The sequence below is a fragment of the Streptomyces rubrogriseus genome (genome assembly GCF_027947575.1).
In the GTDB taxonomy this organism is placed as follows: Bacteria; Actinomycetota; Actinomycetes; order Streptomycetales; family Streptomycetaceae; genus Streptomyces; species Streptomyces rubrogriseus.
The window spans coordinates 898,779-924,210 of sequence record NZ_CP116256.1 but is presented as its reverse complement, the minus strand read 5'-3'; the positions used below and the strand labels follow the sequence as shown (position 1 = coordinate 924,210).

The following is a 25,432-nucleotide window of genomic DNA, read 5'->3' as shown; positions in this document are numbered from 1 at the left end:
GTCAGTCCTTTACCGCTCCGCCGAGGCCGGAGACGAGTCGTCGTTGTACCAGTACGAAGAAGACCAGCACCGGAATCGTCATCACCGTGGACGCGGCCATGACGCCGCCCCAGTCGGGATCGTCCGGCTTGTAGAAGACCAGCAGCGCCATCGGCAGCGTCGACTGGGAGGTGTCACTGATGATGAACGACTTGGCGAACAGGAAGTCGTTCCAGGTCGAGATGAAGGAGAAGACGCTGGTGGCCACAAGACCCGGCAGGACCAGCGGGAAAAGGATCTGCCACAGAAAGCGAGCCCGGCTCGCCCCGTCGATGTAGGCGGCCTCCTCCAGCGCCTCCGGCACCGCTTTCACGAAACCCCGCAGCATCCAGATCGCGAAGGGCAGCGAGAAGGCGATGTGGGGCAGGATCAGCGAACCCAGCGTGTTCAGCTGGCCGAAGTCCCGCATGAGGAAGAACAGCGGGATCGTGAGCGCCTCCACGGGCACCATCTGGGCCACCAGGAACATGATCAGCAGGGTTGTCCGGAAACGGAACCGGAATCGCGTCACCGCGGTCGCCGCGAGGAACGCGATCAACGCCGAGGCGATCACCACACAACCCGCCACGATCAGGCTGTTGAGAAAGTAGCGGCCGAATTCCTGCTGTTCGAACACCCGCCGGAAGGAGTCCAGCGAGGGGGTCAGCGTCCAGGGCCGGGGCTTGCTCGACTCGATCTCCCCGGCCGGCTTGAAGGCGCTCAGCACCATCCAGTACAGCGGGAAGGCGACGACCACCGCGATCAGCAGCGCGGACACCTCGGCCGCGAGCCGCCACGGACGGCGCACTCGCGCACGCACAGGATTCACAGCTCCTCCCCCTGGCGGCGCAGCAGCCGCAGGTAGACCAGCGTCACCGCGAGCAGGATCAGCAGCATGACCACGCCGATCGCGGAGCCGAGGCTGTACTGCGAGGACGCGAAGGCCTTCTGGTAGGCGTAGACGTTCAGGACCATGTTCTGGCCGGCGATGCCGCCGCCGTTCGTCATGACGTAGATCTGGGTGAAGACCTTGAAGTCCCAGATGACCGACTGGATGGTGACGACCACCAGGATCGGCCGGAGCATCGGCGCGAGCACCGAGCGCCAGATCCGCCACTGCGAGGCCCCGTCCAGCGCGGCGGCCTCCAGCACCTCGGACGGTACGGCCCGGATCCCGGCGTAGACGGTCACCATGACGAACGGGAAGGAGCACCAGACCACTTCGAGCAGCACGAGCAGGAAGGCGCTGTACCGCCCGTACGTCCAGGAGTGGTCGCCGAGGCCCAGCATCCGGTTGACGGGCCCGAAGTCCGGGTCGAACAGCAGCAGCCAGACCGTCGACCCGGTGACCGCCGGGGTCGCCCACGCGCCCAGCCCCGCCAGCATCAACGCCAGCCGCGGCACGGCCCGCACCCGCGTCAGCAGCACGGCGAGCGCGCACCCGACGGCCAGCGTGGACACCACGCAGGCGGCCGCGAACACGACGGTGGCGAGCAGCACCCGCCAGAACTCCCCGTCCCCGAGCAGCTCGGCATAGTTGCCGAACCCCTGAAAGGTCGCCGGCTCCCCACCACTGACCTGGGCCTGCGTGTACTCCAGAAAGGAGATCAGCCCAAGCTGATAAACGGGGTAGACCAGCAACCCCCCAAGAACGACAAGAGCCGGGGCAAGGTAGATCCAGGGGGTGGCGGAGGAGCGCCCGAAGGGGCGCGGGGAACGGCGCGACAAGCCACGACGCACCGTCACCCGCCCACGCACCGCACCCCCCGAGCTCACAGGCGAACCCGTCATCCGGCGGAGCCAAACGCGTCGTCCATCTTCCGAGCCGCGTCCCCAGCGGCAGCGCCCACGTCCTTCTTGCCGCTGACCACCTCCTGGAACATCGTCGGCAGCACCAGCGAGGAGTCGATCGTGGCCCACGCGGGAGACGCCGGGACGAACTTCGTGCCCGCGGCGAGCGTGTCGACGAACGGCTTCACGAACGGTTCCCTGGCCGCCACCTGCTGCCGTACGTCCGTGAAGGTCGGCAGGAAGCCCATCGCGTCGAACAGTTCGCCCTGCGCCTTCTTGGACGCGAGCCGCTTCATCAGGTCGACGGCGAGGGTGCGGTGCGAGGTGCTCTTCAGGACGCCGATGTTGTTGCCGCCCGCGAAGGCGGGGGCGATGGAGCCGGGCTCGACGCCGGGCAGCGGCACCACCGCGTACTTGCCCTTCACGGCACCGGCCTCCATGGCCTGGTGGCTGAAGTCGCCGCCGATGGCCATGGCCGCCTTTCCGGAGGCGAAGGCGGTGACGGTGTCGTTGCCGGTCATGCCGGCGCACTTGGCGGCGGGGCAGTTGGCGTCACCGAACAGGGACGTGTACGCCTTGATGCCCTTCTGGGCGGCGGCGCTGTCGATGGCGGAGGCGTAGGAGCCGCCCTTGCCGGTGGCGATGTCACCGCCGTTGGCCCAGATGAACGGCATCGCGCCGTAGGTGTAGGCGCCGCCGACCGCGAGGCCGTAGAGGTCGGGCTTCGCGGCCCGGACCTGCTTGGCGGTGGACGCCAGTTCGGCCAGCGTCCTGGGGGCCTCGAGGCCCAGTTCGTCGAAGACGTCGGTGCGGTAGTAGAGGGCGCGGACGCCGACGAAGTAGGGGGCGCCGTAGACCTTTCCGTCCACGGTGACCGACTGGCGGGCGGTGGGGTCGGCGTCCTTGGCCTCGTCCCAGGCCGCGAACTCCTTGGATATGTCGGCGAGTCCGCCGTCCTTCACGTAACCGGCGGTGTCGGTGTTGCCGAACTCGACGACGTCGGGGGCGCTCTTCGGGTCGTTGAAGGCGGCCTTGATGCGCTGGGCGCGGGTCTCGACCGGGATGTACTCCACGGTGACCTTCGTGTCCGCGTGCGCCTTCTCGAAGTCGGCGAGGGCCGCGTCGACGACCTTCTCCTTCGGCTTGTTGTTGACCTCCTGGAACAGCCAGACGCGCAGGGTGCCGCTCTTCTCGTCCTTGCCGGAGGAGGAGTTGTCGGACGCCTGGGGTGCGCAGGCCGTCGCGGCGACGACGGCCGCGGCCAGCAGTACGGCAAGGCGGGGGGCGAGCTTCATGGAGTCTTTCCTCCGGGCGTGCGTTGCAACATATGCAATGACGGTTTCGCTCTGCACAACACCCAGGAGCGTAGGGAGACATGAACCTGTCCACAAGAGGTCTGAACCAATTCGTAAACCTCTTTGTTAATCAGCCCCGACGCACGAAGGCCCCCGGAGTGCGCGCGGGCACACTCCGGGGGCCTTCGGGAAGATCTGAGAGGTCTGTACGGGCAAGCGGCGCCGCTTCCCGGCGCCCGGCGCTACTTCTTGTCGCCGCCCTTGCCCTCGTCCCCGCCGCCGCTCATGGACTCGTAGATCTCCTTGCACATGGGGCAGACGGGGTACTTCTTCGGGTCCCGGCCCGGTACCCAGACCTTGCCGCACAGCGCCACGACGGGGGTGCCGTCGAGGGCGCTCGCCATGATCTTGTCCTTCTGGACGTAATGCGCGAAGCGCTCGTGATCGCCGTCGCCGTGGGACGTCTGCGGCGTCGGCTCGACGAGGGTTCCCGTACCTGTCCCGCGCTCGGGCTCGAGAGTGCTCATAACGGCCAAGGGTACTGAAGCTCACACGCTTCAGTTGAGCGAAGGGTCGTCCGGATAGGTCGCCACCATCGCCAGGTCGCCCCGCTGGCGGCGCAGCACCTCGCGCCAGAGTCTCTCGGGGAACGGCGAGGAGACGTCGCCCGGCTCGGACTCGACCACGTACCAGGCGCCCTCGGTCAGCTCGTCCTCCAGCTGGCCGGGCCCCCAGCCCGCGTACCCGGCGAAGATCCGCAGGGCGCCCACGGCGGACGCCAGCAGCTCCGGCGGCGCCTCCAGGTCGACCAGACCGATCGCGCCGTGCACCCGGCGCCAGCCCAGCGGCGCCCGCTCGCCCGACGCCCCGCCGGGGACGACGGCGACGCCGAGGGCCGAGTCCAGGGACACCGGGCCGCCCTGGAAGACGACGCCCGGCTCACCGGCCAGGTCCGCCCAGTCCTCCAGGATGTCGCCCACGTCGACGGGCGTGGGACGGTTGAGGACGACACCGAGGGAGCCCTCCTCGTCGTGGTCGAGGAGGAGCACCACCGCACGCTCGAAGTTCGGGTCCGCCAGGGCGGGCGTTGCCACGAGCAGTCGCCCCGTGAGCGAGGACACCTCGGTCATGCCAGACATGATCCCGCATGTTCCCCTCCGGTGGGGAGGCAATCGGGGGCACGGGAGTGAACACGCACCCGCGCACGTCCCTCGATCGTGACCCCCCGTACGCGCCGGTGAACACCGCGTGTTGTGACAAATCCATGACGTTGCCGGACCGTGCGGAGGCGCATGGATGGGGGGTACAAGACGATTACCCTTTCCCTTCTGGCCCCTGCCCAACCCCACGGAACGCGAGATTCATGACCGTCAACGGCGCTGATGACGTACTGCTTGTCCACGGCGGAACCCCGCTGGAGGGCGAGATCCGGGTTCGCGGTGCGAAGAACCTCGTGCCGAAGGCCATGGTGGCCGCCCTGCTGGGCAGTGCGCCGAGCCGGCTGCGCAACGTGCCGGACATCCGCGACGTGCGGGTCGTACGCGGACTGCTGCAACTGCACGGGGTGACCGTCCGTCCGGGCGAGGAGCCCGGCGAGCTGGTCCTCGACCCCTCCCACGTGGAGAGCGCGAACGTCGCCGACATCGATGCCCACGCGGGCTCGTCGCGCATCCCGATCCTGTTCTGCGGCCCGCTGCTGCACCGCCTCGGGCACGCCTTCATCCCGGGCCTGGGCGGCTGCGACATCGGCGGCCGGCCCATCGACTTCCACTTCGAGGTGCTGCGGCAGTTCGGCGCGAAGATCGAGAAGCGGGCGGACGGCCAGTACCTGGAGGCTCCGCAGCGACTGCGCGGTACGAAGATCAACCTGCCGTACCCGTCCGTCGGCGCGACCGAGCAGGTGCTGCTGACCGCCGTGCTCGCCGAGGGCGTCACGGAGCTGTCCAACGCGGCCGTGGAGCCGGAGATCGAGGACCTGATCTGCGTCCTGCAGAAAATGGGCGCGATCATCGCCATGGACACCGACCGCACGATCCGCATCACGGGTGTGGACGAGCTGGGCGGCTACACCCACCGTGCCCTCTCGGACCGCCTGGAGGCCGCCTCCTGGGCCTCCGCGGCGCTGGCCACCGAGGGCAACATCTATGTCCGCGGGGCCCAGCAGCGCTCGATGATGACGTTCCTGAACACCTTCCGCAAGGTGGGCGGGGCGTTCGAGATCGACGACGAGGGCATCCGCTTCTGGCACCCGGGCGGGCGGCTGAAGTCCATCGCCCTGGAGACGGACGTGCACCCCGGCTTCCAGACCGACTGGCAGCAGCCCCTGGTGGTGGCACTGACCCAGGCCACGGGCCTGTCCATCGTCCACGAGACGGTCTACGAGTCCCGGCTGGGCTTCACCTCCGCGCTCAACCAGATGGGCGCCCACATCCAGCTCTACCGCGAGTGCCTCGGCGGCTCCGACTGCCGCTTCGGCCAGCGCAACTTCCTGCACTCGGCCGTCGTCTCCGGGCCGACCAAGCTGGAGGGCGCCGACCTGGTCATCCCCGACCTGCGCGGCGGCTTCTCGTACCTGATCGCCGCCCTCGCGGCCCAGGGCACCTCCCGGGTCCACGGCATCGACCTGATCAACCGCGGCTACGAGAACTTCATGGACAAGCTCGTCGAGCTGGGCGCGAAGGTGGAACTCCCGGGCAAGGCCCTGGGCTGACCCACGCAGACACGCCGATGGGGCGGTCACCCGAACCCGGGTGACCGCCCCATCGGCGTTGAGTCGAGCGCCCCGAAGGGGGCGCGGGGAACTGCGCGACCAGCCACGAACGGCCCGCAGCCGCGAAACGACCGCATCCCGAACGAACGATCCGCGCAGTCCCCGGCACTCCAGGCGGAGCGCCTACTTGCCCTTGGCGGCTTCCTTGAGCTTGGAGCCCGCCGAGACCTTGACGCTGTAGCCGGCCGGAATCTGGATCGGCTCGCCGGTCTGCGGGTTGCGGGCGGTGCGAGCGGCACGGTGGGTGCGCTCGAAGGTCAGGAAGCCGGGGATGGTGACCTTCTCGTCGCCCTTGGAGACGATGTCGCCGACAACCTCGGCGAAGGCGGCCAGCACGGCGTCGGCGTCCTTGCGGGTCACCTCGGCGCGGTCGGCCAGCGCGGCCACCAGCTCACTGCGGTTCATGTTGTTACTCCCGTGTTCTTCTTGCCGTTGAGGCGTGCCACGCGGCGGAGCCGCATGTTGGGCACAGCGATGCCGATGCTGCCAGGGCCCTCTGACATTCCCCGGACCCGGGTCGGTCGTCAGACCCTCGCGCCCAGGGAGGCATCCTGCCTCCACCTGCGGCGGTAAAGCCAATCCGGCACCCCCAGGAGTCGTGAGAACACCCTTGGGAGTCACACGCCGAGAGGGCCTGAGCCTTGCGCAACCCTAGAGGGCGATCCGAAGCCCGACATCCCGCGACGCGCCGGAGGGGCGGCCCGCCGTGGTGATCCTCACCACCACGCCACAGGCCGCCTTCCCCCGCCGGGGGGAACTACGCCACCACTCCGGCGGCCTTCGCCGCGTCCCGCACGGCGCCCGCGACGGCACCGGCGACCTTGTCGTTGAAGACGCTGGGGATGATGTAGTTCGGGTTGATCTCGTCCTCGGTCACCACGTCCGCGAGGGCGTGGGCGGCCGCGAGCATCATCTCGGTGTTGACGGTGCGGGACTGGGCGTCCAGCAGGCCGCGGAAGACGCCCGGGAAGACCAGCACGTTGTTGATCTGGTTCGGGAAGTCCGAGCGGCCGGTGGCGACGACCGCGGCCGTCTCCCGGGCGATCGCCGGGTCCACCTCGGGGTCGGGGTTCGCGAGCGCGAACACGATCGCGCCGTCGGCCATGGCGGCCACGTCCTCGCCGTCCAGGACGTTGGGGGCGGAGACGCCGATGAAGACGTCGGCGCCGTGCACGGCCTCCTTGAGGGTGCCGGTGAGGCCCTCGGGGTTGGTGTTGTCGGCGATCCAGCGCAGGGCCGACTCGGGCGCGGCGTCCACCAGGTCCGCGCGGCCCGTGTGCACGACGCCGTGGATGTCGGCGACGACCGCGTTCTTGACGCCGGCGGCGAGCAGCAGCTTGAGGATGGCCGTACCGGCCGCGCCGGCACCGGACATGACGACCCGTACGTTCTCGATGCCCTTGCCCACCACGCGCAGGGCGTTGGTCAGCGCGGCGAGGACGACGATGGCGGTGCCGTGCTGGTCGTCGTGGAAGACGGGGATGTCCAGGGCCTCGCGCAGCCGGGCCTCGATCTCGAAGCAGCGGGGCGCCGAGATGTCCTCCAGGTTGATGCCGGCGAAGCCCGGCGCGATGGCCTTGACGATCTCGACGATCGCGTCGGTGTCCTGGGTGTCCAGGCAGATCGGCCAGGCGTCGATGCCGGCGAACCGCTTGAACAGGGCCGCCTTGCCCTCCATCACCGGCAGCGCGGCCTTCGGGCCGATGTTTCCCAGGCCCAGCACGGCGGAGCCGTCGGTCACGACCGCAACGGAGTTGCGCTTGATGGTCAGCCGCCGGGCGTCCTCGGGGTTCTCGGCGATCGCCATGCAGACCCGCGCCACACCGGGCGTGTAGACCATGGACAGGTCGTCGCGGTTGCGGATGGGGTGCTTGGACTGCATCTCGATCTTGCCGCCGAGGTGCATGAGGAAGGTACGGTCCGAGACCTTGCCCAGGCTGACGCCCTCGATGCCCCGCAGCTGCTCCACGATCTCGTCGGCGTGGGCGGTCGAGCCGGCCGCGATGGTGACGTCGATACGGAGCTTGTCGTGGCCCGAGGCCGTGACGTCGAGGCCGGTGACCGAGCCGCCCGCGGACTCCACCGCCGTGGTGAGCTGCGAGACGGCGGTTCCGCCGGCGGGCACCTCCAGTCGGACCGTCATCGAGTAGGAGACGCTGGGCGCCGTTGCCATGGCCGACTTCCTCTGCTTTCACCGTGTAACTGGGTTGTGCCGTCCGATCGTCGCACCTACCACTGGGTACGCGGTAGCCGCCCCGGATTGCGAACTTTTTGTTCGCTCCGATTTCGGAAAACGACTTCCACCATACGAGAAGTACCCCGTCGGGGGAAGGCCCGCCGGAAGACTCGGACGGGGACGCGGCACGATGGCGGCAGGATCGCCGAAGGAACCCGCGGGACGGGAATTGTCTTGCGGGGATCGTTTGTTACCTTGGACGTGGCACCGGCTCGATCCAAGCCCCCGGGCCCAACCTTCGTCGCTACGAGCGACCACTTGCCGCGAGGCGAGCATGGCGGGTCGGTGCCACTTAAACAGAAGCGGAAGGCCCGCGCCGTCGCACGGCGCGGGCCTTCCGCACGTCTGCGGCCGCTCCCCCGGCCCGGCGCTCAGTCGCGCAGCAGATCCGGCATCCCCGAGGCGTCCGGCTCGTCCCGTTCGCCGGAGACGACCGTCAGCTGCTGGGTGGCCCGGGTCAGGGCGACGTACAGCACGCGCAGTCCGGCGGGCGACTCGTCGGCGATCTCGGCCGGGGAGACCACGACCGTGGCGTCGTACTCCAGGCCCTTGGCCTCCAGGCTGCCCAGCGCCACCACGCGGTCGCCGAGCCCGTCCAGCCAGCGCCGGGCCTCCTCGCGCCGGTTCATGGCGACCACGACGCCGACGGTGCCGTCGACGAGGCCGAGCAGCCGGTCCGCCTCCGCGCGGACCGTGCGGGCGAGGGATTCCTCCACCACCGCGAAGCGCGGTTCGACGCCGGTCGAGCGCACGGCCGACGGGGACGGCGAGCCGGGCATGGCCAGCGCCAGGACCTTCGCCGCCAGCTCGGCGATCTCGGCCGGGTTGCGGTAGTTCACGGTCAGCTCGAAGCGGCGGCGCGGGCGGCTGCCGAGGGCCTCGTCCCGGGCGGCGGCCGCCTCGTCGGGGTCGGACCAGGAGGACTGGGCCGGGTCTCCGACGACCGTCCAGGTGGCGTGCCGGCCGCGGCGGCCGACCATCCGCCACTGCATCGGGGTGAGGTCCTGTGCCTCGTCGACGATGACGTGCGCGTACTCGGTGCGCTCCTGCGCGAGGCGCTCGGCGCGCTCCCACTGGGTCTCCTCGCGCTGCGGCATCAGCTCCTCCAGGCCGGTGAGCTGGTCCAGCGGGTCCTGCTCGCGCCGCTTGCGGGGGCGGGCCGGGGTGCCGACGATCGCCCGGAGCTCGTCGAGCAGGGCGATGTCGTGCACGGAGTGGCCCTCGCGCCGCAGCGACCGGGCCACCTTGCGGACCTCGCCCGGGTTCAGCACGCGCCGGGCCCAGCGGCCCAGGCGGCGCTCGTCCGCCATGGCGGCCAGCACGGCGCCCGGGGTCAGCTCCGGCCACCAGGCGTCCAGGAAGCCGGTGAAGGAGTCCTCGGAGCTGACGTCCTCGTCGAAGGAGGAGCGCAGCTCGGCGGCCAGCTCGGGATCGCTGTGCCGGGCCCCGGCGCCCGACTTCTCCCACAGGGCGTCCAGGAGCAGCCGGCGGGCGCGCGGACGCAGCAGGTTGACGGGCGCGGTGCCGCCGAGGACGGTGCGGCGGATGCCGGCCAGTTCCTCGGCCTCCAGTTCGAGGCGGCGGCCGAAGGCGACGACCCTGAGCAGCGTCGGCGAGTCGGCCGGCTCCAGCGCTCCGCGCGCGGCCCTGCGCAGGACCCGGAGCATGCGGGCGGAGCCCTTGGCGCGGGCGGTGGCCGGGGAGTCGTACAGCGTGGCCTCCGCGCCCGCCGCGTCGTCGGCCAGCGAACCGATCGCGCGGATGGCGACCTGCCCCTCCTCGCCCAGCGAGGGCAGCACGCCCTCGGTGTACGCCACGAGCAGCGGCGTCGGCGAGACGATCAGGATGCCGCCCGCGTACCGGCGCCGGTCCTGGTAGAGCAGGTACGCCGCCCGGTGCAGTGCGACGGCGGTCTTGCCGGTGCCGGGGCCGCCCTCGACGTAGGTCACCGAGGCGGCGGGGGCGCGGATCACCCGGTCCTGCTCGGCCTGGATGGAGGCCACGATGTCCCGCATGGAGTGGGTACGGGCCTGGCCGAGGGCGGCCATCAGGGCGCCGTCGCCGACGACGGCCAGCTCCTCGCCGTCCAGCCGGGCCGTGATCTCGGGCCGCATCAGGTCGTCCTCGACGCCGAGGACGCGCCGCCCCTTGGAGCGGATCACCCGGCGGCGCACGACCCGGCCCGGGTCGACCGGCGTGGACCGGTAGAAGGGGGCGGCGGCCGGCGCCCGCCAGTCGATGACCAGCGGCGCGTAGTCCTCGTCCAGGACGCCGATGCGGCCGATGTGCAGGGTCTCGGCGATGTCGGCGGTGCCGTCGGGCCCGAGGGCGCCCTCGGCGGGCTCGACGGCCGTGTACGCGCCGTCCGGGCCCTTCTTGCCGTCCTTGCCGAGGAGCAGGTCGATGCGGCCGAACAGGAAGTCCTCGAACTCGTTGTTCAGGCGGTTGAGGTGGATGCCGGCCCGGAAGACCTGCGCGTCGCGCTCGGCGAGGGCGCCGGGCGTGCCGACGTGGCCGCGCTGCGCGGCGTCGTGCATGAGGAACTCGGCCTCGTGGATCTTCTCCTCGAGACGTCGGTACACCCGGTCGAGGTGCGCCTGTTCCACGTCGATCTCTCGGTCCCGTACGGAGTCCTCCCGTGCGGAGTCCTTCCGTACGGGCTCGTGCTCCGAGTCGACCGCTGAATCCTGTTGAGCCTGTGCGGCCACCGGGCCCCCTTCTGACGTGCTGGGCAGCCGTCAAAAATACGCGAAGGGGGCCCGGGAAGCTACGGCGCGCCTGCGGCCCGCGCTACGCGTCGACCTCCACGAGCCGCTTCCCGTCGAAGGTCATGACCTCGAAGTGGGAGATCTGGTTGGGTTCGAAGGCGGCGCCGCCGTGCACGTAGAGCGGCTTCTTGGCCTTCTCGGTGGTGGCGCCCGGGATGCCGTAGCCCCAGTCGGGGACCGACCAGGAGGTGAGCGTCTCCCGCTCGCCGTTCTTGCCGACGGCGATCAGGGAGCACTTCTGGGGGCCCTTGAGGTTCTTCAGCTCCAGGACCGTTTCGGTGCCCCAGGCCTTCTTCTCCAGGGCCACGGTCGCGCTGACCTGCGTGCCCGGGTCGGTGGCGGTGACCCGGTCCGGCATCGCGGCGAAGGCGGACTCGGCGGGGCTCGCGGCCTGCTGCGTCGCCTCGGCCCTGCGGCCGCCGCCGTCGTCACCGCCGCCGCCCCCGCCGCCGGTGGTCGCCACGGCGGCGAACGGGCCGCCGATGATCAGCGCGGCCGCGGTGCCCACCAGGTAGAAGTTGCGGCGGCGTTTGCTCGCGCGGCGTTCGGCGACCTCGTCGACGAGCTTCTCCGAGAGCCGCGCGCTGGGCTTCACGGTGAGCGACTCGGCGACGGCGGGCGTGCCGGTGCCCGGCAGGTCCGCGAGCGCCGCCATCATCGGCTCCATGCCGGCCAGCTCGTCGAGCTGCTGGGCGCACCACTCGCAGGTGGCGAGGTGGGCCTCGAAGGCCGTCGCCTCGGCCTCGTCGAGGATCCCGAGGGCATAGGCGCCGACGGTCTCGTGCTCGTTCGGCGCCGGTGTTCCCTGCATGGGGACAGAGTTACCCGTGTCCCCCGGGCCGAATCCCTGTACTCCCCCGTAGCCGCTCATCACGCCGTCACCCCCCGCTCCTCCAGAGCCAGCTTCATCGAACGCAGGGCGTAGAACACCCGGGAGCGAACGGTGCCGCTGGGTATGCCCAGTGTCTGCGCCGCCTCATTGACGGTACGCCCCTTGAAGTACGTCTCGACGAGGACCTCCCGGTGGGCCGGGGTCAGGTCGTCGAGCGCGTCCGACAGCGTCATCAGCCACAGCGCCTTGTCGATCTCGTCCTCCGCGGGGATGACCTCCAGCGGCGACGGATCGACCTCCTGCGGCCGGGCCTGCCGGCTGCGGTGGCCGTCGATGACGATGCGACGTGCGACCGTCACCAGCCAGGGGCGTACCGATCCGGTCGCACGGTTGAGCTGACCGGCGTTCTTCCAGGCACGGATGAGCGTCTCCTGGACGACGTCCTCGGCGCGCTGGCGGTCCCCCGCGACCAGCCGCAGCACGTAGGCCAGCAAGGGGCCGGCGTGCTCGCGGTACAGCGCGCGCATCAGCTCCTCGTCGGGTTCCGAGGACGACTGCGACATGCGATGTCGGGCCCTCGCACCACGTTCATTGGCCACGACGGAATCCTTGCGCACGCCCACCTCCGATGTCCGGGGGTTCCCCCAGTCGGTCGCTCGCCCATTCGGTACGGACGCGAAGTGCGGCGTGTTCAAAACGAGATGAGGGATTTCTCGGAGGCGCGGTACGAACGGGACGCAGGCGGACCTACCGGGACAGCGCGACGCGGCGGCGGTGCCGGGCGACGCGCTCGCGGTTGCCGCAGACCTCGCTGGAGCACCAGCGCCGGCGGCGGCCGCGGGAGGTGTCCACGTACACGATGGGGCAGTTGTCGCCCGCGCACTGCCGGAGGCTCGCCCGCGCGACGGGGTCGGTGAGCAGTTCCACGACGTCCCGGGCCAGCGCACCGAGCAGCGCGGCGCACCGCGGTGGCCCGGTCAGCTCCCGCACCAGCGTGCCGTCCTCGCCGGGGACCGCACGGGGCGCGGGTGGTGCGGCGAGGGCGAGCTCGTTGACGCGGGCGAGGGCGAGTTCGTAGGGGCGGCTGCGGGGTACCGGGCGGCCGCGCACCAAGCGGGCGGTCTCGCCGCGCAGTTCGCGGAAGCCGGTCAGCCAGGAGCAGTCGGCGTGGGTCAGCGGGGTGCCGGGCGGGACGAGTCCGGAGCCGGTGATCCAGGCGCGCAGGGCGTCGACGGAGTCGAGGCGTTCCGCGGGGTGGGTGGTGGCGATGAGGTCCAGACTGATCCGCCCGGTGTCGAACCGCAGCTCGTACGGGTCGGTGGCCGTACCCAGTGCCATGTTCCTGTCACCGCCTAGGGCTTGCCCGCTCAGGCACGGGCCCGGAAAGGGGAGCAGGGAGACCGCGCGCGGACCGCTTGCGGAGCGCTCCCCTCTACAGTGCCTGCCCGCACCCGCGCCCGGAACCCCTCGTACCGCCCCCTCGTGGACGCTCGCGTATGCGCCCGCGCGCCCGGGCCATGTCCGGCGCGCCGCGGCGCCCGTTGACTGGACGCATGACAGACATCAACGGGGAACGGCGGTCCCGAGCCGCCGGCGGAGTACTGGTCGCGGCCACGGTCGCCGCGGGACTGATGGCCGGGGCCTTCTACGTCTTCGCCTGCGCCGTGATGCCGGCGCTGGCGCGCAGCGAGGACCGGGTGTACGTCGACGTGATGCGCGACATCAACGACGTGATCCAGAATCCGGTGTTCCTGCTGGTCTTCATGGGCGCACTCGCCCTCGCGGGCCTCGCCGGGTGGCAGTCGCGCGGGCTGCCGGGCAGCCGGTGGATCTGGGCGGGCGCGGCGGCGTACGCGCTCGCGTTCCTGGTCACCGTGGTCGGCAACGTCCCGCTCAACGACGCCCTGGCCCGCCCCGGCGACCCGGCGGCGCTGCGCGAGCGGTTCGAGGCCCCGTGGGTGGCCTGGAACGTCGTACGCGCCGTGCTCTCGACGCTGGCGACGGCCTGCCTGGCCGCGGGCCTGACGACACGGGGACGACGACCGGCGCAGTCCGCACCCCGGACACCCCAGCAGCCCACGGCGCCCCGCCGGACCTGACACTGAGCACCGGGCGCCGACGGACACCCACCCTCGCCGGTGGGCGGCCGGGGCCTCGCGTACAGCCGGCCGACGGGCGCCCGGCGCGGCGTCGTGGGCGGTGCCGTCTGCCGATCGGCCCGGGGGCCAGGGCCCGCGGTGTGGCCGTCGGTCAGCCGCATCGTGCGTGGCCCGCACCGCGCATCACCGGCCGCGCCGGCGTCCGGTCCGCGCCCGGGGCCGGCGCACGTGCCGCCGCGCCGCATCGGACCTGGAGGCGGCCGTGCCGTGCGGGGCTCAGTCGGTCGTGTACTTGGCGTCCGTGGCCGGGTCCAGGGCGAGGCGGTAGCCGCGTTTGACCACCGTCTGGATCAGCTTCGGGGTGCCGAGGGACGTGCGCAGGCGGGCCATGGCCGTCTCGACGGCGTGTTCGTCGCGGCCGGTGCCCGGCAGGGCGCGCAGCAGCTCCGCGCGGGGCACCACCCAGCCGGGCCGCCGGGCGAGGGCGCGCAGCAGGGACATGCCGGCGGGCGGCACGGTCCGCAGCTCCCCGTCGACGAGCACCGCGTGTCCGCGGATCTCCAGCCGGTGCCCGGCGACGGGCAGGGCACGGGCGCGGGCCGGCAGCTCCTGGCACAGCAACTGGACGAGGGGCCCGAGCCGGAAGCGCTCGGGCTGGACCGTGTCCACGCCGTGCGCCTGGAGCGGCACCGCGGTGACCGGCCCGACGCAGGCGGGCAGCACGTCGTGACCGAACGCGGCGAGCAGCTCCGGCAGCAGGCCCCGCTCCTCGGCCCGGCCCAGCAGGGACACCGCGGCCGGCGCGCTGGTGAAGGTCACGGCGTCCACGCCCCGCGAGACCGCGGCGTCCAGCAGCCGGTCCACCGGACCGAGGTCCTCCGGCGGCAGCCACCGGTACACGGGCACGCCCACCACCTCGGCCCCGCCCTCCCGCAGCGCCTCCACGAACCCCGGCAGCGGCTCGCCGTGCAGTTGTACGGCGATCCGGCGGCCCGCCACGCCCTGTTCCAGGAGCCGGTCCAGGACCTCGGCCATGGACTCCGAGGCGGGTGACCACCGCTCGGTCAGCCCGGCGGCCCGTACCGCGCCCTTGACCTTGGGCCCGCGGGCCAGCAGTTCCACCGTGCGCAGCCGTTCCAGCAGGGCGTCGCCGAGCCCCCAGCCGTCGGCGGCCTCGACCCAGCCCCGGAACCCGATGGCGGTGGTGGCGACGACGACGTCCGGCGCCCGGTCGACGATCCGCTTGGTCGCGGCCATCAGCTCGCCGTCGTCGGCCAGCGGCACGATCCGCAGCGCCGGGGCGTGCACGACGGTGGCCCCGCGCCGCCCGAGCAGCGCGCCCAGTTCGTCGGCCCGGCGGGCGGCGGTCACGCCCACGGTGAACCCGGCCAGCGGGCCGTGGCCGGGCTGCCGCACCCCGTCGCCCGCGCCACCCGCGCCGCCCGCGCCACTCACGTCGCTTACGTCGTCCATCCTCGCCGCGCTCCGATCCGTTCACGCCCACGTGCACAGTCACGTGGCGACCGAGCCTGTCAACCGTGCGTGACGGGCTCGGTTCCGCCGCATGTCACCAGTGTTACGTCACACCTCGGCGTAGCTGCGCCGGGTCTCCTCCGCCGCCGGTCCCACCCCCGTCCCGCCCCGCACGGAGGGACGGCGAAGGTATACCGACCAGGTCACCGCGATGCACACGGCGTAGCAGGCCAGGAAGGCGACGAAGGCACCGGTGCCCGAGCCCGAGGACAGGAAGGACTGACGGAAGGCGAGGTTGATCCCGACGCCCCCGAGACCTCCCACCGCGCCGATCAGCCCCATCGACGCCCCCGACAGCCGCCGTCCGTGCAGCACGGCCGCCTCTCCCGTCAGCCCCTGGGCCAGCGCCTTGGAGTGGAAGATGTGCGGGATCATCTTGAACGTCGAGCCGTTGCCGAGCCCGCTGAGCACGAACAGCGCCACGAACACGGTTACGAACAGCGCCAGCGACTTCTCCATGCTGGTCACGACGAGGACCGCGGTGGCCGCGGCCATGGCGACGAAGTTCCACAGGGTGATCCGCGAACCGCCGTACCGGTCGGCGAGCCTGCCGCCCAGCGGGCGGACGAGCGAACCGAGCAGCGGTCCGATGAACGTGAGATAGGCCGCCTGCAGCGGGGTCCGCCCGAACTGGGTCGTCAGCACCTGTCCGAAGGCGAAGCTGTAGCCGATGAAGGAACCGAAGGTGCCGACGTACAGCACCGACATGATCCAGGTGTGGGCCTCCCTGGCCGCGTCCTTGGCCGCTCCGGTGTCGTTCTTCACCGTGGTGAGGTTGTCCATGAAGCGCGCGGCGAGGACGGCGGCCACGAGGATCAGCGGGATGTAGATGCCGAGCAGCACCCGGGGCCCGCCGCTCGCCCCGATGATCGCGAGCGCGACGAGCTGGATGACGGGCACGCCGACGTTCCCGCCGCCGGCGTTGAGGCCGAGCGCCCAGCCCTTCTCCCTGAGCGGGAAGAAGGCGTTGATGTTGGTCATGGAGGAGGCGAAGTTGCCGCCGCCGATCCCGGCCAGCAGCCCGACCAGCAGGAACGTCGAGAAGGACGTCCCGGGCTCCATCACGACGAAGGCCGCGAGCGTCGGCACGAGCAGCATGCTCGCCGAGATGACCGTCCAGTTCCGTCCGCCGAAGACGGCCACGGCGAAGGTGTACGGCACCCGTACGACGGCCCCGACGAGGGTCACCACGGACGTCAGCAGGAACTTGTCGGCCGGGGACAGCCCGTACTCCGGGCCCATGAAGAGCACCAGCACGGACCACAGCGTCCAGACGGAGAACCCGATGTGCTCGGAGAGCACGGAGAAGAACAGGTTCCGCCGGGCCGTTCGCCGTCCCGTCTCCTTCCAGAAGGTCTCGTTCTCGGGATCCCAGTGCTCGATCCAGCGTCCGCCACGGGCTTTCATCGCGCCTCCACGGTGCTCCACAGCTCGGTGGCACCGACGCTAGGCAGGACGCGTTTCAGGCCGGTGGGGCTGTGGATGACCGGGAGGGAACGTCGCTCTCACCCGGCACGGACGCGGGGTGAGAGATCGCGGTCAGCCCTGCGGGGGCCGGGGCTGCCAGTGCGGGTTCTGCTGCGGGTGCCCCTGCGGCGGCTGGCCCTGCGGAGGGTACGGCTGCTGCGGTTGCGGCGGCGCGTACGGCTGCTGCTGCGGCTGGCCGTACGGCTGCGGGGCCTGCTGGGGCGGATACGGCTGCTGGACCTGCGGGGGCGCGTAGGCCTGCTGGGCCTGCGGAGCCCCGTAGGGCTGCTGGGCCTGCGGAACCGGCTGCGGGGCGTACGGCTGCTGGGCCTGCTGCGGCCCGCCGTACGGCTGCTGCTGCGGCGGCTGGGCGGCGTACTGGCCGGGGGCCGGCTGTCCGTAGCCGCCGGGCGCGGCACCGAACGGGTTCCCGTGCCCAGGCAGCTGCCCGCCGGGCGGCAGGTACCGCACCCGTCCCGTCTCGTCGGCCATCGGCACGAAGCCGGCGGCCTGCAGCCGGGCGGCGAACTTGGCGTTGCGCTTGCGGGTGACGAGGAAGCCGATGCCCAGGGCCGCCATGAGGACCAGCCAGATGATCCCGGAGATGACGAAGTCGTCGGACGAGCCGCCCTCGCGGAAGGCGATGACCACACACGCGACGGTGCCGCCGAGCGCGCCGTAGCCCATGTTCTTCTGGGCGTTCTTGCCGGTGAGGTCGAAGTTGATGCGGGCCTTGAGGAGTTCGAAGGCGTCCGGCACGAGCGGCGGCAGCGACACGCCGTCGCCGGCGTTCGGGTACTGCGCCCAGTTCTGCGCGGCCCGGGTGCGGGCCTGCGGGCCCGGGTCGGGGACGAGCAGCATGGTGAGCGCGGCGTTGTTCCCCCCGCTCTGGCGCACGTCGGCGTATTCGTACCCGAACTGCTGGGCGACGAAGGCGAGTTTGGCGAGCTTCTTCACCGAGGACATCCGGCTGGTGAGCTGGACCGGCTCCCCGCTCGCCATCAACTCCAGCATCTTCCGCGTCTGCCGCTTGCTCATCCCGCTGCTCCCCCTGACCGGCTCACGCCACCCTGTTCACTCCCGCAACCGGGGCAGTCTCGCACGGGGGGCCGACACGCGTCAGCCCCGGTGCGCGGCGCGGGCCCTGGGCTGCTTCGGTGCCGTGCGCTTCCCGCCGTCCGGCCACAGCTGGGGGCTGCGCTTGGCCGCCACGTCCTCCATCCAGCCGAACCAGACGATGCAGCTCCCGATCAGCAACCAGGCGATGGCCAGGACCGGCCAGGGGCTCTCCAGCAGCCACGGGACGTTCTCGTACATGACCTCGAAGCCCCACAGCTGGTCCCACAGCGTGGCCGCGATCAGGATGCAGACGTTGTGCCACAGGTAGATCGTCACCGCGCGGGAGTTGAGCAGGGTGATCAGCCGGTCCCAGCGGCGCAGCCGGCGCGGCCACTCGGTCCACGACGGGCTGACGTGCAGGAGCAGCAGCACCGTGGCGAAGGACCAGACGGCCTGCGCGAAGGGGATGGAGTCCAGGTCGTACCCGGTCTTGAAGCCCTCCCGGAAGGCGTACCACAGGCCCAGGGCGGCGATCACCGGGGCCACCGAGGGCACGACGTAGCGCGGCAGCCGTTTCAGGATGCCTTCCTGGTGGGCCATGCCGAGGATCCAGCAGGCCCCGAAGGTGCTGAAGTCCGTGAGCGCGGACGGGAAGCGCTCGCCCGGCAGGTTCAGGTAGCCGAACTGGAAGGCGGCCGACAGGGCGAGCGGCGCGAGGATCGTCAGCCACGGCAGGGCGCGCAGCGCGCGCAGCAGCACCGGCGAGAGCAGGACGTACCAGAGGTAGGCGCGGATGTACCACAGCGGCCCGCCGAGTTCCGCGGCCCAGTCCTCGCCCAGGATGCCGTGGATGCCCGGCACGCTCTCGGCGAAGGGCGGGTCGCTCAGCGGCAGGACCCAGTAGAGGAGGTGGAACCACCACCAGCCCGGGTGCCCGTCCTCGTTCGGCCCCCAGCCCTGCAGCACCATGCCGGTCACGCCCACGACGCCCAGTAGCCACAGCGGCGGCAGCAGGCGGCGCATGCGGCTGCGGACGACCTGGACGGCGGGCCGCTTGAGGCTGCGGGCCATCAGGTTGCCCGCGAGGGCGAACATGACGCCCATCGACGGGAACACCACCGGCAGCCAGGCCCAGCCCATCAGGTGGTAGAGGACCACCCGGAAGAGCGCCACCGCCCGCAGCAGGTCGAAGTACCGGTCGCGCACGGGTGCGCGCCGGGCCTGCTTCTGCTGGGGCACCACCGGCACGTCGGTGTCAGTGCCCACGGGCGGGTGGAGGGGTGGTGCGGTCATGTGCGGGGCGCTCCGGGGCGGGGCAGGCGTGGTTGGGAAGGGCGTGGTCGGGAAGGGCGTGGTCGGGCCGGGTGCGGGGGTCGGTCGCATCGGGTCGTACGGCGGGGTGGTCATCCGACCGGCCTCCCGTCCATGGCGCCGGACCGCCGCTGGGGCGGCACGCCGTCGGCGCCGGGCGGCGGCGCGGACACACCGCCGCTGCGCCGCAGCTTCTGCCAGCGCAGCCGGCCGCCGGTGAGCGCCGTGATCCAGGACTGGAGCAGCACCACGTACATGATCTGGCGGTACACGATCTGCTGGAGGGGCAGCGAGATGAGCGGGGTCAGCTTCTCCCGGTCGAGCCGGAAGGCGTACGCCGCGCACACCGCCTGGATGGCCAGGACGCCCAGCCAGGCCACGATCGTCTTCTCGGTCGGCCCGAAGACCAGGCCGTAGAGCAGGAAGACGTCGATCAGCGGGGCGAGCAACGGGGCCAGGACCATGAACAGGGAGACGAAGGGCAGGCCCACCCGGCCGAAGCGGCCCGAGGGGCCCTTCTCGATCACCGCGCGGCGGTGCTTCCAGATGGCCTGCATGGTGCCGTACGACCAGCGGTAGCGCTGGGACCACAGCTGGCCGACGGACTCCGGGGCCTCGGTCCAGGCGCGGGCGTTCTCGGCGTAGACCACCCGCCAGCCGGCCCGGTGCAGCGCCATGGTGACGTCGGTGTCCTCGGCGAGCGTGTCGTCGCTCATGCCGCCGATGGGTTCCAGGGCGGAACGGCGGAAGGCGCCGACCGCTCCGGGGATGGTCGGCATGCAGCCGAGGACGTCGTACATCCGGCGGTCCAGGTTGAAGCCCATCACGTACTCGATGTGCTGCCAGGCGCCGATGAGGCTGTCCTTGTTGCCGACCTTCGCGTTGCCCGCCACGGCGCCCACCCGGGGGTCGCCGAAGGGCTGGACGAGTTCGCGGACGGTGGACGGCTCGAAGACGGTGTCGCCGTCCATCATCACGACGATGTCGTACCGGGCGTTGGCCAGGCCCCGGTTGAGTGCGGCCGGCTTGCCCGCGTTGAGCTGCCGGATCACCCGGACGCCGGGCAGGCCGAGGCCCTCCACGATGCGGGCGGTGCCGTCGCTGGAACCGTCGTCGATGACGATGACCTCGACCGGGTGGTCGCTGGCCACCAGGGAACGCACCGTGTTCTCGATGCACTTGGCCTCGTTGTACGCCGGGACCAGCACCGTGACGGGTTCGGTGACCGCCGGTCCCCAGCGGAAGCGCCGACGGCGCACCCGGCGGGCGTGGACGCCCGACAGGAGCAGCATCAGCACGAAGCGTCCGATGACCAGCGTGCCGATCACCGCCAGGCCCACCACCAGGCCGTCGGTGAGCTTCTCCGAGGCCTGGACCAGGAAGACCCACGCCCGGCCCTTCCAGAGTTCGGCGCCGGTCACCGGGCTCATGGCGCTGGGCACGTCCAGGGCCTCGGTGAGGTTGTCGAACTCGTAGCCCTTCTTCTTCAGGTCGGGCAGGAACCTGTCCAGGGCCTGCACGGTCTGGTGGCGGTCGCCGCCGGAGTCGTGCATCAGGACGATGGCGCCCTTGCCGCCGTGCGGCGTGGCGCGGCGGATGATCTCGTCGACGCCGGGCTTCTTCCAGTCCTCGCTGTCGGTGTTGTTGACGACGGTGATGTAGCCGCGGCTGCCGATGTACTCGGTGACCGGCCAGGACTTGTCGTCCATGGCGTCGGCGAAGGAGGAGTACGGCGGCCGGAACAGCGAGGTGCGCACCCCGGCCGCGCCGGTGATCGCCAGCTGGTTCTGCGACAGCTCCCAGTCGACGCGCTTCTTGGACTGGAAGGAGAGGTCGGGGTGGTTGAAGGTGTGCAGGCCCACCTCGTGGCCCTCGTCGACCATGCGCTCGACGAGGTCCGGGTAGCGGGAGGCCATGGTGCCGGTGACGAAGAAGACCGCGTGCGCGTCGTGCTTCTTGAGCACGTCGAGGACCCGCGGGGTCCAGGTCGGGTCCGGGCCGTCGTCGAAGGTGAGGACGAGCCGGTGGTCGGGCACGCTCAGGCTCTCGGTGCGGCCGCCCCGCACGTCGATGACCGGGCCGCCCTCGAGGATCTTCTGCGGCACCTTGTCGGTGGCGGCGGGCGGCTGGACGCGGTGGTCGGCGAGGATCTCGCTGTGCACGTATCCGCGCAGCATGAGCATCGCCACCAGGGCGACCAGGACGAGCAGCGGAAGCAGCAGGCGCAAGGGCAGGCGACGGCGGGAGCCCTCACGGGCGCTGCGCGCGGCCCCGTGACGGCGGGTGCTGGATGCCATCAGAGGGTGTTCTCCGGGGACAGGGGAAGGGAGGGGGACGTGGAGGTGCCGGCGGCCGACTCGGCGGCCACGACGGAGGTGCCGGGCGGACCCGCGACGGGGTCCGGGGCGCCCGCGCCGTTGGCGTTGGTGCCACCCGCGCCCGGGTCGGTGTCCGTGGTGGAGCCGCCGGTGGGCTGGGTCGGGTCGCCGGAGGGGGCGCCGCCGCCGGTCGGGGCCGACGGGTCCGTGCCGGTGGACGGCGGCACCTCGGTGGACTGCGTCGGGTCGGGGCCGGTCGCACCGGAGCCGCCCGGGTTCTGGCCGCTGCCGGTCGCCGAGGACTCGGGGTCGGCGCTCGTGCCGGGCTGCCCCGTGCTGCCGCCCGGCACGCCGGACGTACCGGACGCGGGTGCCTCGACGCCCGGTCCGGTCGTCGCGCCGGCGTCGGCCGAGGGGGTGGCCTGCGGGGTGGTGGCGTTGGCGGTGCCGGACGGCTGTGCCGACTGCGAGGGCGCCGGGCTGGTGTCCACCTGGCCGGCCGGTGCGCCCTCCTCCTGGCCCGGCACGGGCATCCAGGGCGCGTCGGAGTTGCCGGAGAGCAGCGTGGAGACGATGACGACGGCGTAGACCGCGCAGGCGATGCCGACCAGGATGCCGAGGCGGCGGTAGAGACGGCTGCGGCGGCCCGACGCGTCGACGAAGACGGGCCCGTCGGAGGCCTCGGGGCCCCGCTTGCGGTGCCCGCTGTCGGCCCGCAGGAGCACGCCGTCGCCGAGGTGGACGGCGTCGAGCTGGACGGTGACCTCGTGCGGGTCGTGGGTGTGCCCGGCGGCGCCGGTGCCGGTGCCCGCGTCGTCGTCCGTGTCCGGCGTCTCCTGCCAGGGGTCGCGGAGTGCGGCGGTGGCGGGGCCGGGGAAGACGGCGGCACGGGGAGGGGCGCGGGGGTGGGGGCGGGTGCCGGTGCGGGGAAGGCACGGGTCGGCGGGAACGGGGCGGCGGGACCGGCCGACGGGAGGACGTCCGTCCGGTCGGGGTCCGGGCCGGTGCCGGGGGTGCGGCCGGTCCCGGGCGCCGGGGCGGCGTTGCCGTGTCCGGCCGTGGCCGGGTCGGTTCTGCCCCAGGTTATCCGCCCCTGGGCCAGCGGGTCCGGGCCCGGCGCGCGGCCGCCTATTCGGGAACCCAGGATCTGCGTCCGGTCGGCGTCGGAACTCCCGCGGTCACGCGGGCTCTCACCGGATTCGCCGAACCACCCCGGGCCCGACGCGGTCATCGGGGGTCCCCCGGCCGGCGGGAAGGCCCGGGTAGGGGGCAGCACCTCGGTGGCGTCAGCATCTCGTCCAGCCTCCGAGAGATCACGAGCCCCGGACTCGACCTCGGGCCACTCCGGTTGGGCGTCTTTTTGCCAATTCTTCACGCGCGCGCACTTCCCCCCACGGAACACTTCCGGGTGCGCATACGACTCCGAGCACCCGTCGGCCGAACCGGCCCCCACCAGGTTCGAGCGCCCCCTGTATCACACCGTGCTCAGGCAAAGAATGTAGCGCACGCGGAGGATGTGTGGTTGCCGCGTGTCACTTGTGGACGGACATCACAGCGGCGTCGGCGGCCGGAATCCATCCTTCGCCGGGAGCCTCGAGCCAACCGTTTTCGGTCGCGACCTGCGCGGCTGCCCGGCGCAGCGCGTCGAGCGCGGGATGCACCAGTCCCTTTCGCCAGACGAGCGACACCGGTGAGAGCGGCACGGGGTCGACGAGCGGGCGCACCACGGTCGAGGGCATGGCCGGAAAGCTCTCCACGGCGAGGATGGGATTGCGCGTCTTGTCCATGATGCGCCGGAACTCCTCCTCGCCGACCGCCAGCGGTACGGGGGACGCCACCTGGATGCCGCGTCCCTCGAAAAGGCGGTGCGCGAGGTCGGTCCACTCCGGCGTGCGCGGGTTGCCGGCCCCGGCGTACACGGTCTCTCCGGCGAGGGCGGACAGCGGCACCCGCTCCAGCCGGGCCAGCGGGTGGCCCTCGGGCAGGACGACCGCCATGGGCTCGTGGCGCACCGGCTGGTGGCCGAGTCCCGCCCGCAGCGCCGCGGGCAGCCCCGCGAAGCGGCCGAAGGAGGCGTCGAGGCGGCCCGCGACCAGTTCACCGGCGGCGTGGGTCAGTCCGCTCTCGTAACGCGCCATCAGTTCCTGCTCGGGCGCGAGCGACCGGGCCCGCTCCAGGACCAGGCGGCCGGTGACCAGGCCCGGGGAGTTGAGGTCGACCAGCAGTGGGCGGGCCTGCCCGAAGGCGGCCAGCAGGTCCTCCTGAGCCTGGAGGACCCGGCGGGCGTACGGCAGCAGCCGCTCGCCGTCGGCCGTCGGCGTCACCTGCCGGGTGGTCCGGACGAACAGCTCGGCGCCCAACTCCCGCTCCAGGCGCCGCACGTCCCTGCTGAGCGCCTGCTGGGCGACGTAGAGGCGGGCGGCGGCACGGGTGAAGTGCAGTTCCTCGGCGACGGCGACGAAGGCGCGCAGGAGGCGCGGGTCGAGGTGGGTGGGTGCGGGCATCCGGCGAACTTACAACGGCGGTGCGTGAATGGCCACGGAGAAGGTGTTGGACCCCCTGATCGCCGCCGGGCGACGGTGGACCCATGCCGCAGCCGACCCCAGCGCACCCCTCCCGTCCCACTCCGCCCTCCCCGGTCCTGGCCGTCACCGCCGACACCCTGGTCGCGGCCGACTTCCGCCCCCGCGTCCGGCGCCGGCCACCCGGCCCGTACCGGCGGCTCCTGTCCACTCCCGGCGCCCGGGCGTTCACGATCGGGAATCTCGCCGCCCGGCTACCCATGGGCATGTTCAACGTCAGCGCCGTCGTGATGATCGCCGGCACCCGGGGCTCGTACGCCCTCGCCGGCGCCGTCACCGCGACCGGGCTGGCGGCGACGGCGCTGGTCGCCCCGTGGACCGCGCGGCTCGTGGACCGGTACGGCCAGGCGCGGGTGGCCGTGCCCGCCACCCTGTTCGCCGCGCTGGGCTCGGTCGCCCTGCTGCTGTGCGTGCGGTACGGGGCACCCGCCTGGACCCTGTTCGCCGCGTACGCCGCCACCGCCACGACGCCCAACACCGGCGGCATGGCCCGCGCCCGCTGGGCCCACCTGCTCGAGGGGGACGCCGACGCGCTGCACACCGCCAACTCCTTCGAACAGGCCACGGACGAACTCTGCTACATGTTCGGGCCGGTCCTCGCGGCGTTCCTGTGCACCGCGCTGTTCCCGGAGGCGGGCACGCTGGTGGGCGTGGTGCTGCTGGTGAGCGGCATGCTGCTGTTCACCGCCCAGCGCGCGACCGAGCCGCCGGCCCGCCCGCGACCGACGGCGAAGGCACCCTTCCGGGCCCCGGGCATCCCGTCGCTGCTGGTGGTGTGTCTGGCGATGGGCGGGGTGTTCGGCGCCATGGAGGTCGTCACCATCGCGTTCGCGGACGCACAGGGACACCGCGCGGCGGCCGGCCTGGTCCTCGCGTTGCAGGCGGCCGGTTCCTGCGCGGCGGGTCTGCTCTACGGCGCGATCAGGCCCGCCGGGCCGCCCGAGCACCGGCTGCCGTGGTGCGTGGCCGCGATGACGGCCCTGCTCACCCTGCCGCTGCTCGCGGCCTCCCTCAGCGGCTCCCTGCCCCTGCTGGCGCTCACCCTGCTGATCGGCGGGATGGCGACGGCTCCGACGATGGTCACCACGATGACGCTGGTCCAGCACCGCACCCCGGAGGGCCGCCTGAACGAGGGCATGACCCTCGCGGTGACCGGCCTCCTCGGCGGCATCGCCTGCGGCAGCGCGGCGGGCGGCTGGACGGTGGAGCACGCCTCCCCCACCGCCGCCTACGGCATCCCGGTCACGGCGGCCGCGACGGCCCTCCTCCTGACCCTGCTGCCGACCAGACGGACCCGGTGAGGGGGTGCGGGTGGCGGAGCCCCCGCCTCGCGCGGCGCAGCCGCGCAAACGA

General features: G+C 72.1%; 21 protein-coding genes. 3 read left to right on the top strand and 18 right to left on the bottom strand.

The window, feature by feature from the left end; all coding sequences use genetic code 11:
• Position 1: 1 nt before the first annotated feature.
• The 5 genes from Sru02f_RS03950 to Sru02f_RS03930 all read right to left on the bottom strand — a co-directional run bounded on the left by Sru02f_RS03950 (position 2) and on the right by Sru02f_RS03930 (position 4,234).
• A complete protein-coding gene (locus Sru02f_RS03950; protein WP_109032656.1) occupies positions 2-847 on the bottom strand; it encodes a carbohydrate ABC transporter permease in 846 nt (281 codons plus the stop codon).
• Positions 844-1,809 carry a carbohydrate ABC transporter permease gene (locus tag Sru02f_RS03945; RefSeq protein WP_164278494.1) on the bottom strand — a complete coding sequence of 322 codons (966 nt, stop codon included), beginning with the start codon at positions 1,807-1,809 and terminating at the stop codon, positions 844-846. The genes Sru02f_RS03950 and Sru02f_RS03945 overlap by 4 nt, the downstream gene beginning before the upstream one ends.
• Positions 1,806-3,104: an extracellular solute-binding protein gene (locus Sru02f_RS03940; RefSeq protein ID WP_109032654.1), complete on the bottom strand. Its 1,299-nt coding sequence runs from the start codon at positions 3,102-3,104 to the stop codon at positions 1,806-1,808. The genes Sru02f_RS03945 and Sru02f_RS03940 overlap by 4 nt, the downstream gene beginning before the upstream one ends.
• A 242-nt stretch (positions 3,105-3,346) precedes the next feature.
• Positions 3,347-3,631, bottom strand: a complete 285-nt coding sequence (locus Sru02f_RS03935; protein ID WP_030402030.1) for a DUF3039 domain-containing protein — start codon at positions 3,629-3,631, stop codon at positions 3,347-3,349.
• A 30-nt stretch (positions 3,632-3,661) separates the two neighbouring features.
• Positions 3,662-4,234, bottom strand: coding sequence for a YqgE/AlgH family protein (locus tag Sru02f_RS03930; protein ID WP_042826249.1), 573 nt, complete (start codon positions 4,232-4,234; stop codon positions 3,662-3,664).
• Between the two features lie 233 nt (positions 4,235-4,467).
• On the opposite strand from Sru02f_RS03930, the gene murA reads away from it, so the two are divergent.
• Positions 4,468-5,814 (top strand): UDP-N-acetylglucosamine 1-carboxyvinyltransferase, encoded by a 1,347-nt coding sequence (murA, locus tag Sru02f_RS03925; protein ID WP_109032653.1) that lies wholly within the window; start codon positions 4,468-4,470, stop codon positions 5,812-5,814.
• Positions 5,815-5,997: 183 nt separating this feature from the next.
• On the opposite strand, the gene Sru02f_RS03920 is transcribed toward murA, so the two are convergent.
• From Sru02f_RS03920 to Sru02f_RS03895, 6 genes are all read right to left on the bottom strand, one after another.
• Positions 5,998-6,279: an HU family DNA-binding protein gene (locus Sru02f_RS03920; protein WP_003950507.1), complete on the bottom strand. Its 282-nt coding sequence runs from the start codon at positions 6,277-6,279 to the stop codon at positions 5,998-6,000.
• A 352-nt stretch (positions 6,280-6,631) separates the two neighbouring features.
• On the bottom strand, positions 6,632-8,047 hold the full coding sequence (locus tag Sru02f_RS03915; protein WP_109032652.1) for an NAD-dependent malic enzyme: 1,416 nt from the start codon (positions 8,045-8,047) through the stop codon (positions 6,632-6,634).
• Positions 8,048-8,481: 434 nt separating this feature from the next.
• A complete protein-coding gene (locus Sru02f_RS03910; protein WP_164278492.1) occupies positions 8,482-10,818 on the bottom strand; it encodes a HelD family protein in 2,337 nt (778 codons plus the stop codon).
• 82 nt (positions 10,819-10,900) lie between these two features.
• Positions 10,901-11,689, bottom strand: a complete 789-nt coding sequence (rsuA, locus tag Sru02f_RS03905) for an anti-sigma U factor RsuA (protein WP_109032651.1) — start codon at positions 11,687-11,689, stop codon at positions 10,901-10,903.
• A gap of 59 nt (positions 11,690-11,748) precedes the next feature.
• Positions 11,749-12,273, bottom strand: coding sequence for a sigma-70 family RNA polymerase sigma factor (locus tag Sru02f_RS03900; RefSeq protein ID WP_007450155.1), 525 nt, complete (start codon positions 12,271-12,273; stop codon positions 11,749-11,751).
• 184 nt (positions 12,274-12,457) lie between these two features.
• Positions 12,458-13,048 (bottom strand): CGNR zinc finger domain-containing protein, encoded by a 591-nt coding sequence (locus Sru02f_RS03895; protein WP_109032650.1) that lies wholly within the window; start codon positions 13,046-13,048, stop codon positions 12,458-12,460.
• Positions 13,049-13,263: 215 nt separating this feature from the next.
• Here Sru02f_RS03895 and Sru02f_RS03890 point away from each other — a divergent pair, with 215 nt between their 5' ends.
• Positions 13,264-13,809 carry an anthrone oxygenase family protein gene (locus tag Sru02f_RS03890; RefSeq protein ID WP_109032649.1) on the top strand — a complete coding sequence of 182 codons (546 nt, stop codon included), beginning with the start codon at positions 13,264-13,266 and terminating at the stop codon, positions 13,807-13,809.
• A 276-nt stretch (positions 13,810-14,085) separates the two neighbouring features.
• Here Sru02f_RS03890 and Sru02f_RS03885 read toward each other — a convergent pair whose 3' ends face one another.
• The 7 genes from Sru02f_RS03885 to stgR form a co-directional block, all read right to left on the bottom strand.
• A complete protein-coding gene (locus Sru02f_RS03885; protein ID WP_109032648.1) occupies positions 14,086-15,282 on the bottom strand; it encodes a uroporphyrinogen-III synthase in 1,197 nt (398 codons plus the stop codon).
• Between the two features lie 108 nt (positions 15,283-15,390).
• Positions 15,391-16,749: an MFS transporter gene (locus Sru02f_RS03880; protein ID WP_109032647.1), complete on the bottom strand. Its 1,359-nt coding sequence runs from the start codon at positions 16,747-16,749 to the stop codon at positions 15,391-15,393.
• A gap of 132 nt (positions 16,750-16,881) precedes the next feature.
• Positions 16,882-17,847 carry a hypothetical protein gene (locus Sru02f_RS03875; protein ID WP_109032646.1) on the bottom strand — a complete coding sequence of 322 codons (966 nt, stop codon included), beginning with the start codon at positions 17,845-17,847 and terminating at the stop codon, positions 16,882-16,884.
• 81 nt (positions 17,848-17,928) lie between these two features.
• Positions 17,929-19,161, bottom strand: coding sequence for an acyltransferase family protein (locus Sru02f_RS03870; protein WP_203695915.1), 1,233 nt, complete (start codon positions 19,159-19,161; stop codon positions 17,929-17,931).
• 110 nt (positions 19,162-19,271) lie between these two features.
• Positions 19,272-21,476: a polysaccharide deacetylase family protein gene (locus Sru02f_RS03865; protein WP_109032645.1), complete on the bottom strand. Its 2,205-nt coding sequence runs from the start codon at positions 21,474-21,476 to the stop codon at positions 19,272-19,274.
• Positions 21,476-22,222, bottom strand: a complete 747-nt coding sequence (locus tag Sru02f_RS03860) for a hypothetical protein (RefSeq protein WP_373103382.1) — start codon at positions 22,220-22,222, stop codon at positions 21,476-21,478. Before Sru02f_RS03860 ends, Sru02f_RS03865 begins: the two co-directional genes overlap by 1 nt.
• An 807-nt stretch (positions 22,223-23,029) precedes the next feature.
• Positions 23,030-24,001, bottom strand: coding sequence for a LysR family transcriptional regulator StgR (gene stgR, locus Sru02f_RS03855; protein ID WP_109032643.1), 972 nt, complete (start codon positions 23,999-24,001; stop codon positions 23,030-23,032).
• A gap of 83 nt (positions 24,002-24,084) precedes the next feature.
• On the opposite strand from stgR, the gene Sru02f_RS03850 reads away from it, so the two are divergent.
• A complete protein-coding gene (locus Sru02f_RS03850; protein ID WP_109032642.1) occupies positions 24,085-25,380 on the top strand; it encodes an MFS transporter in 1,296 nt (431 codons plus the stop codon).
• The last annotated feature ends 52 nt before the right edge of the window (positions 25,381-25,432 follow it).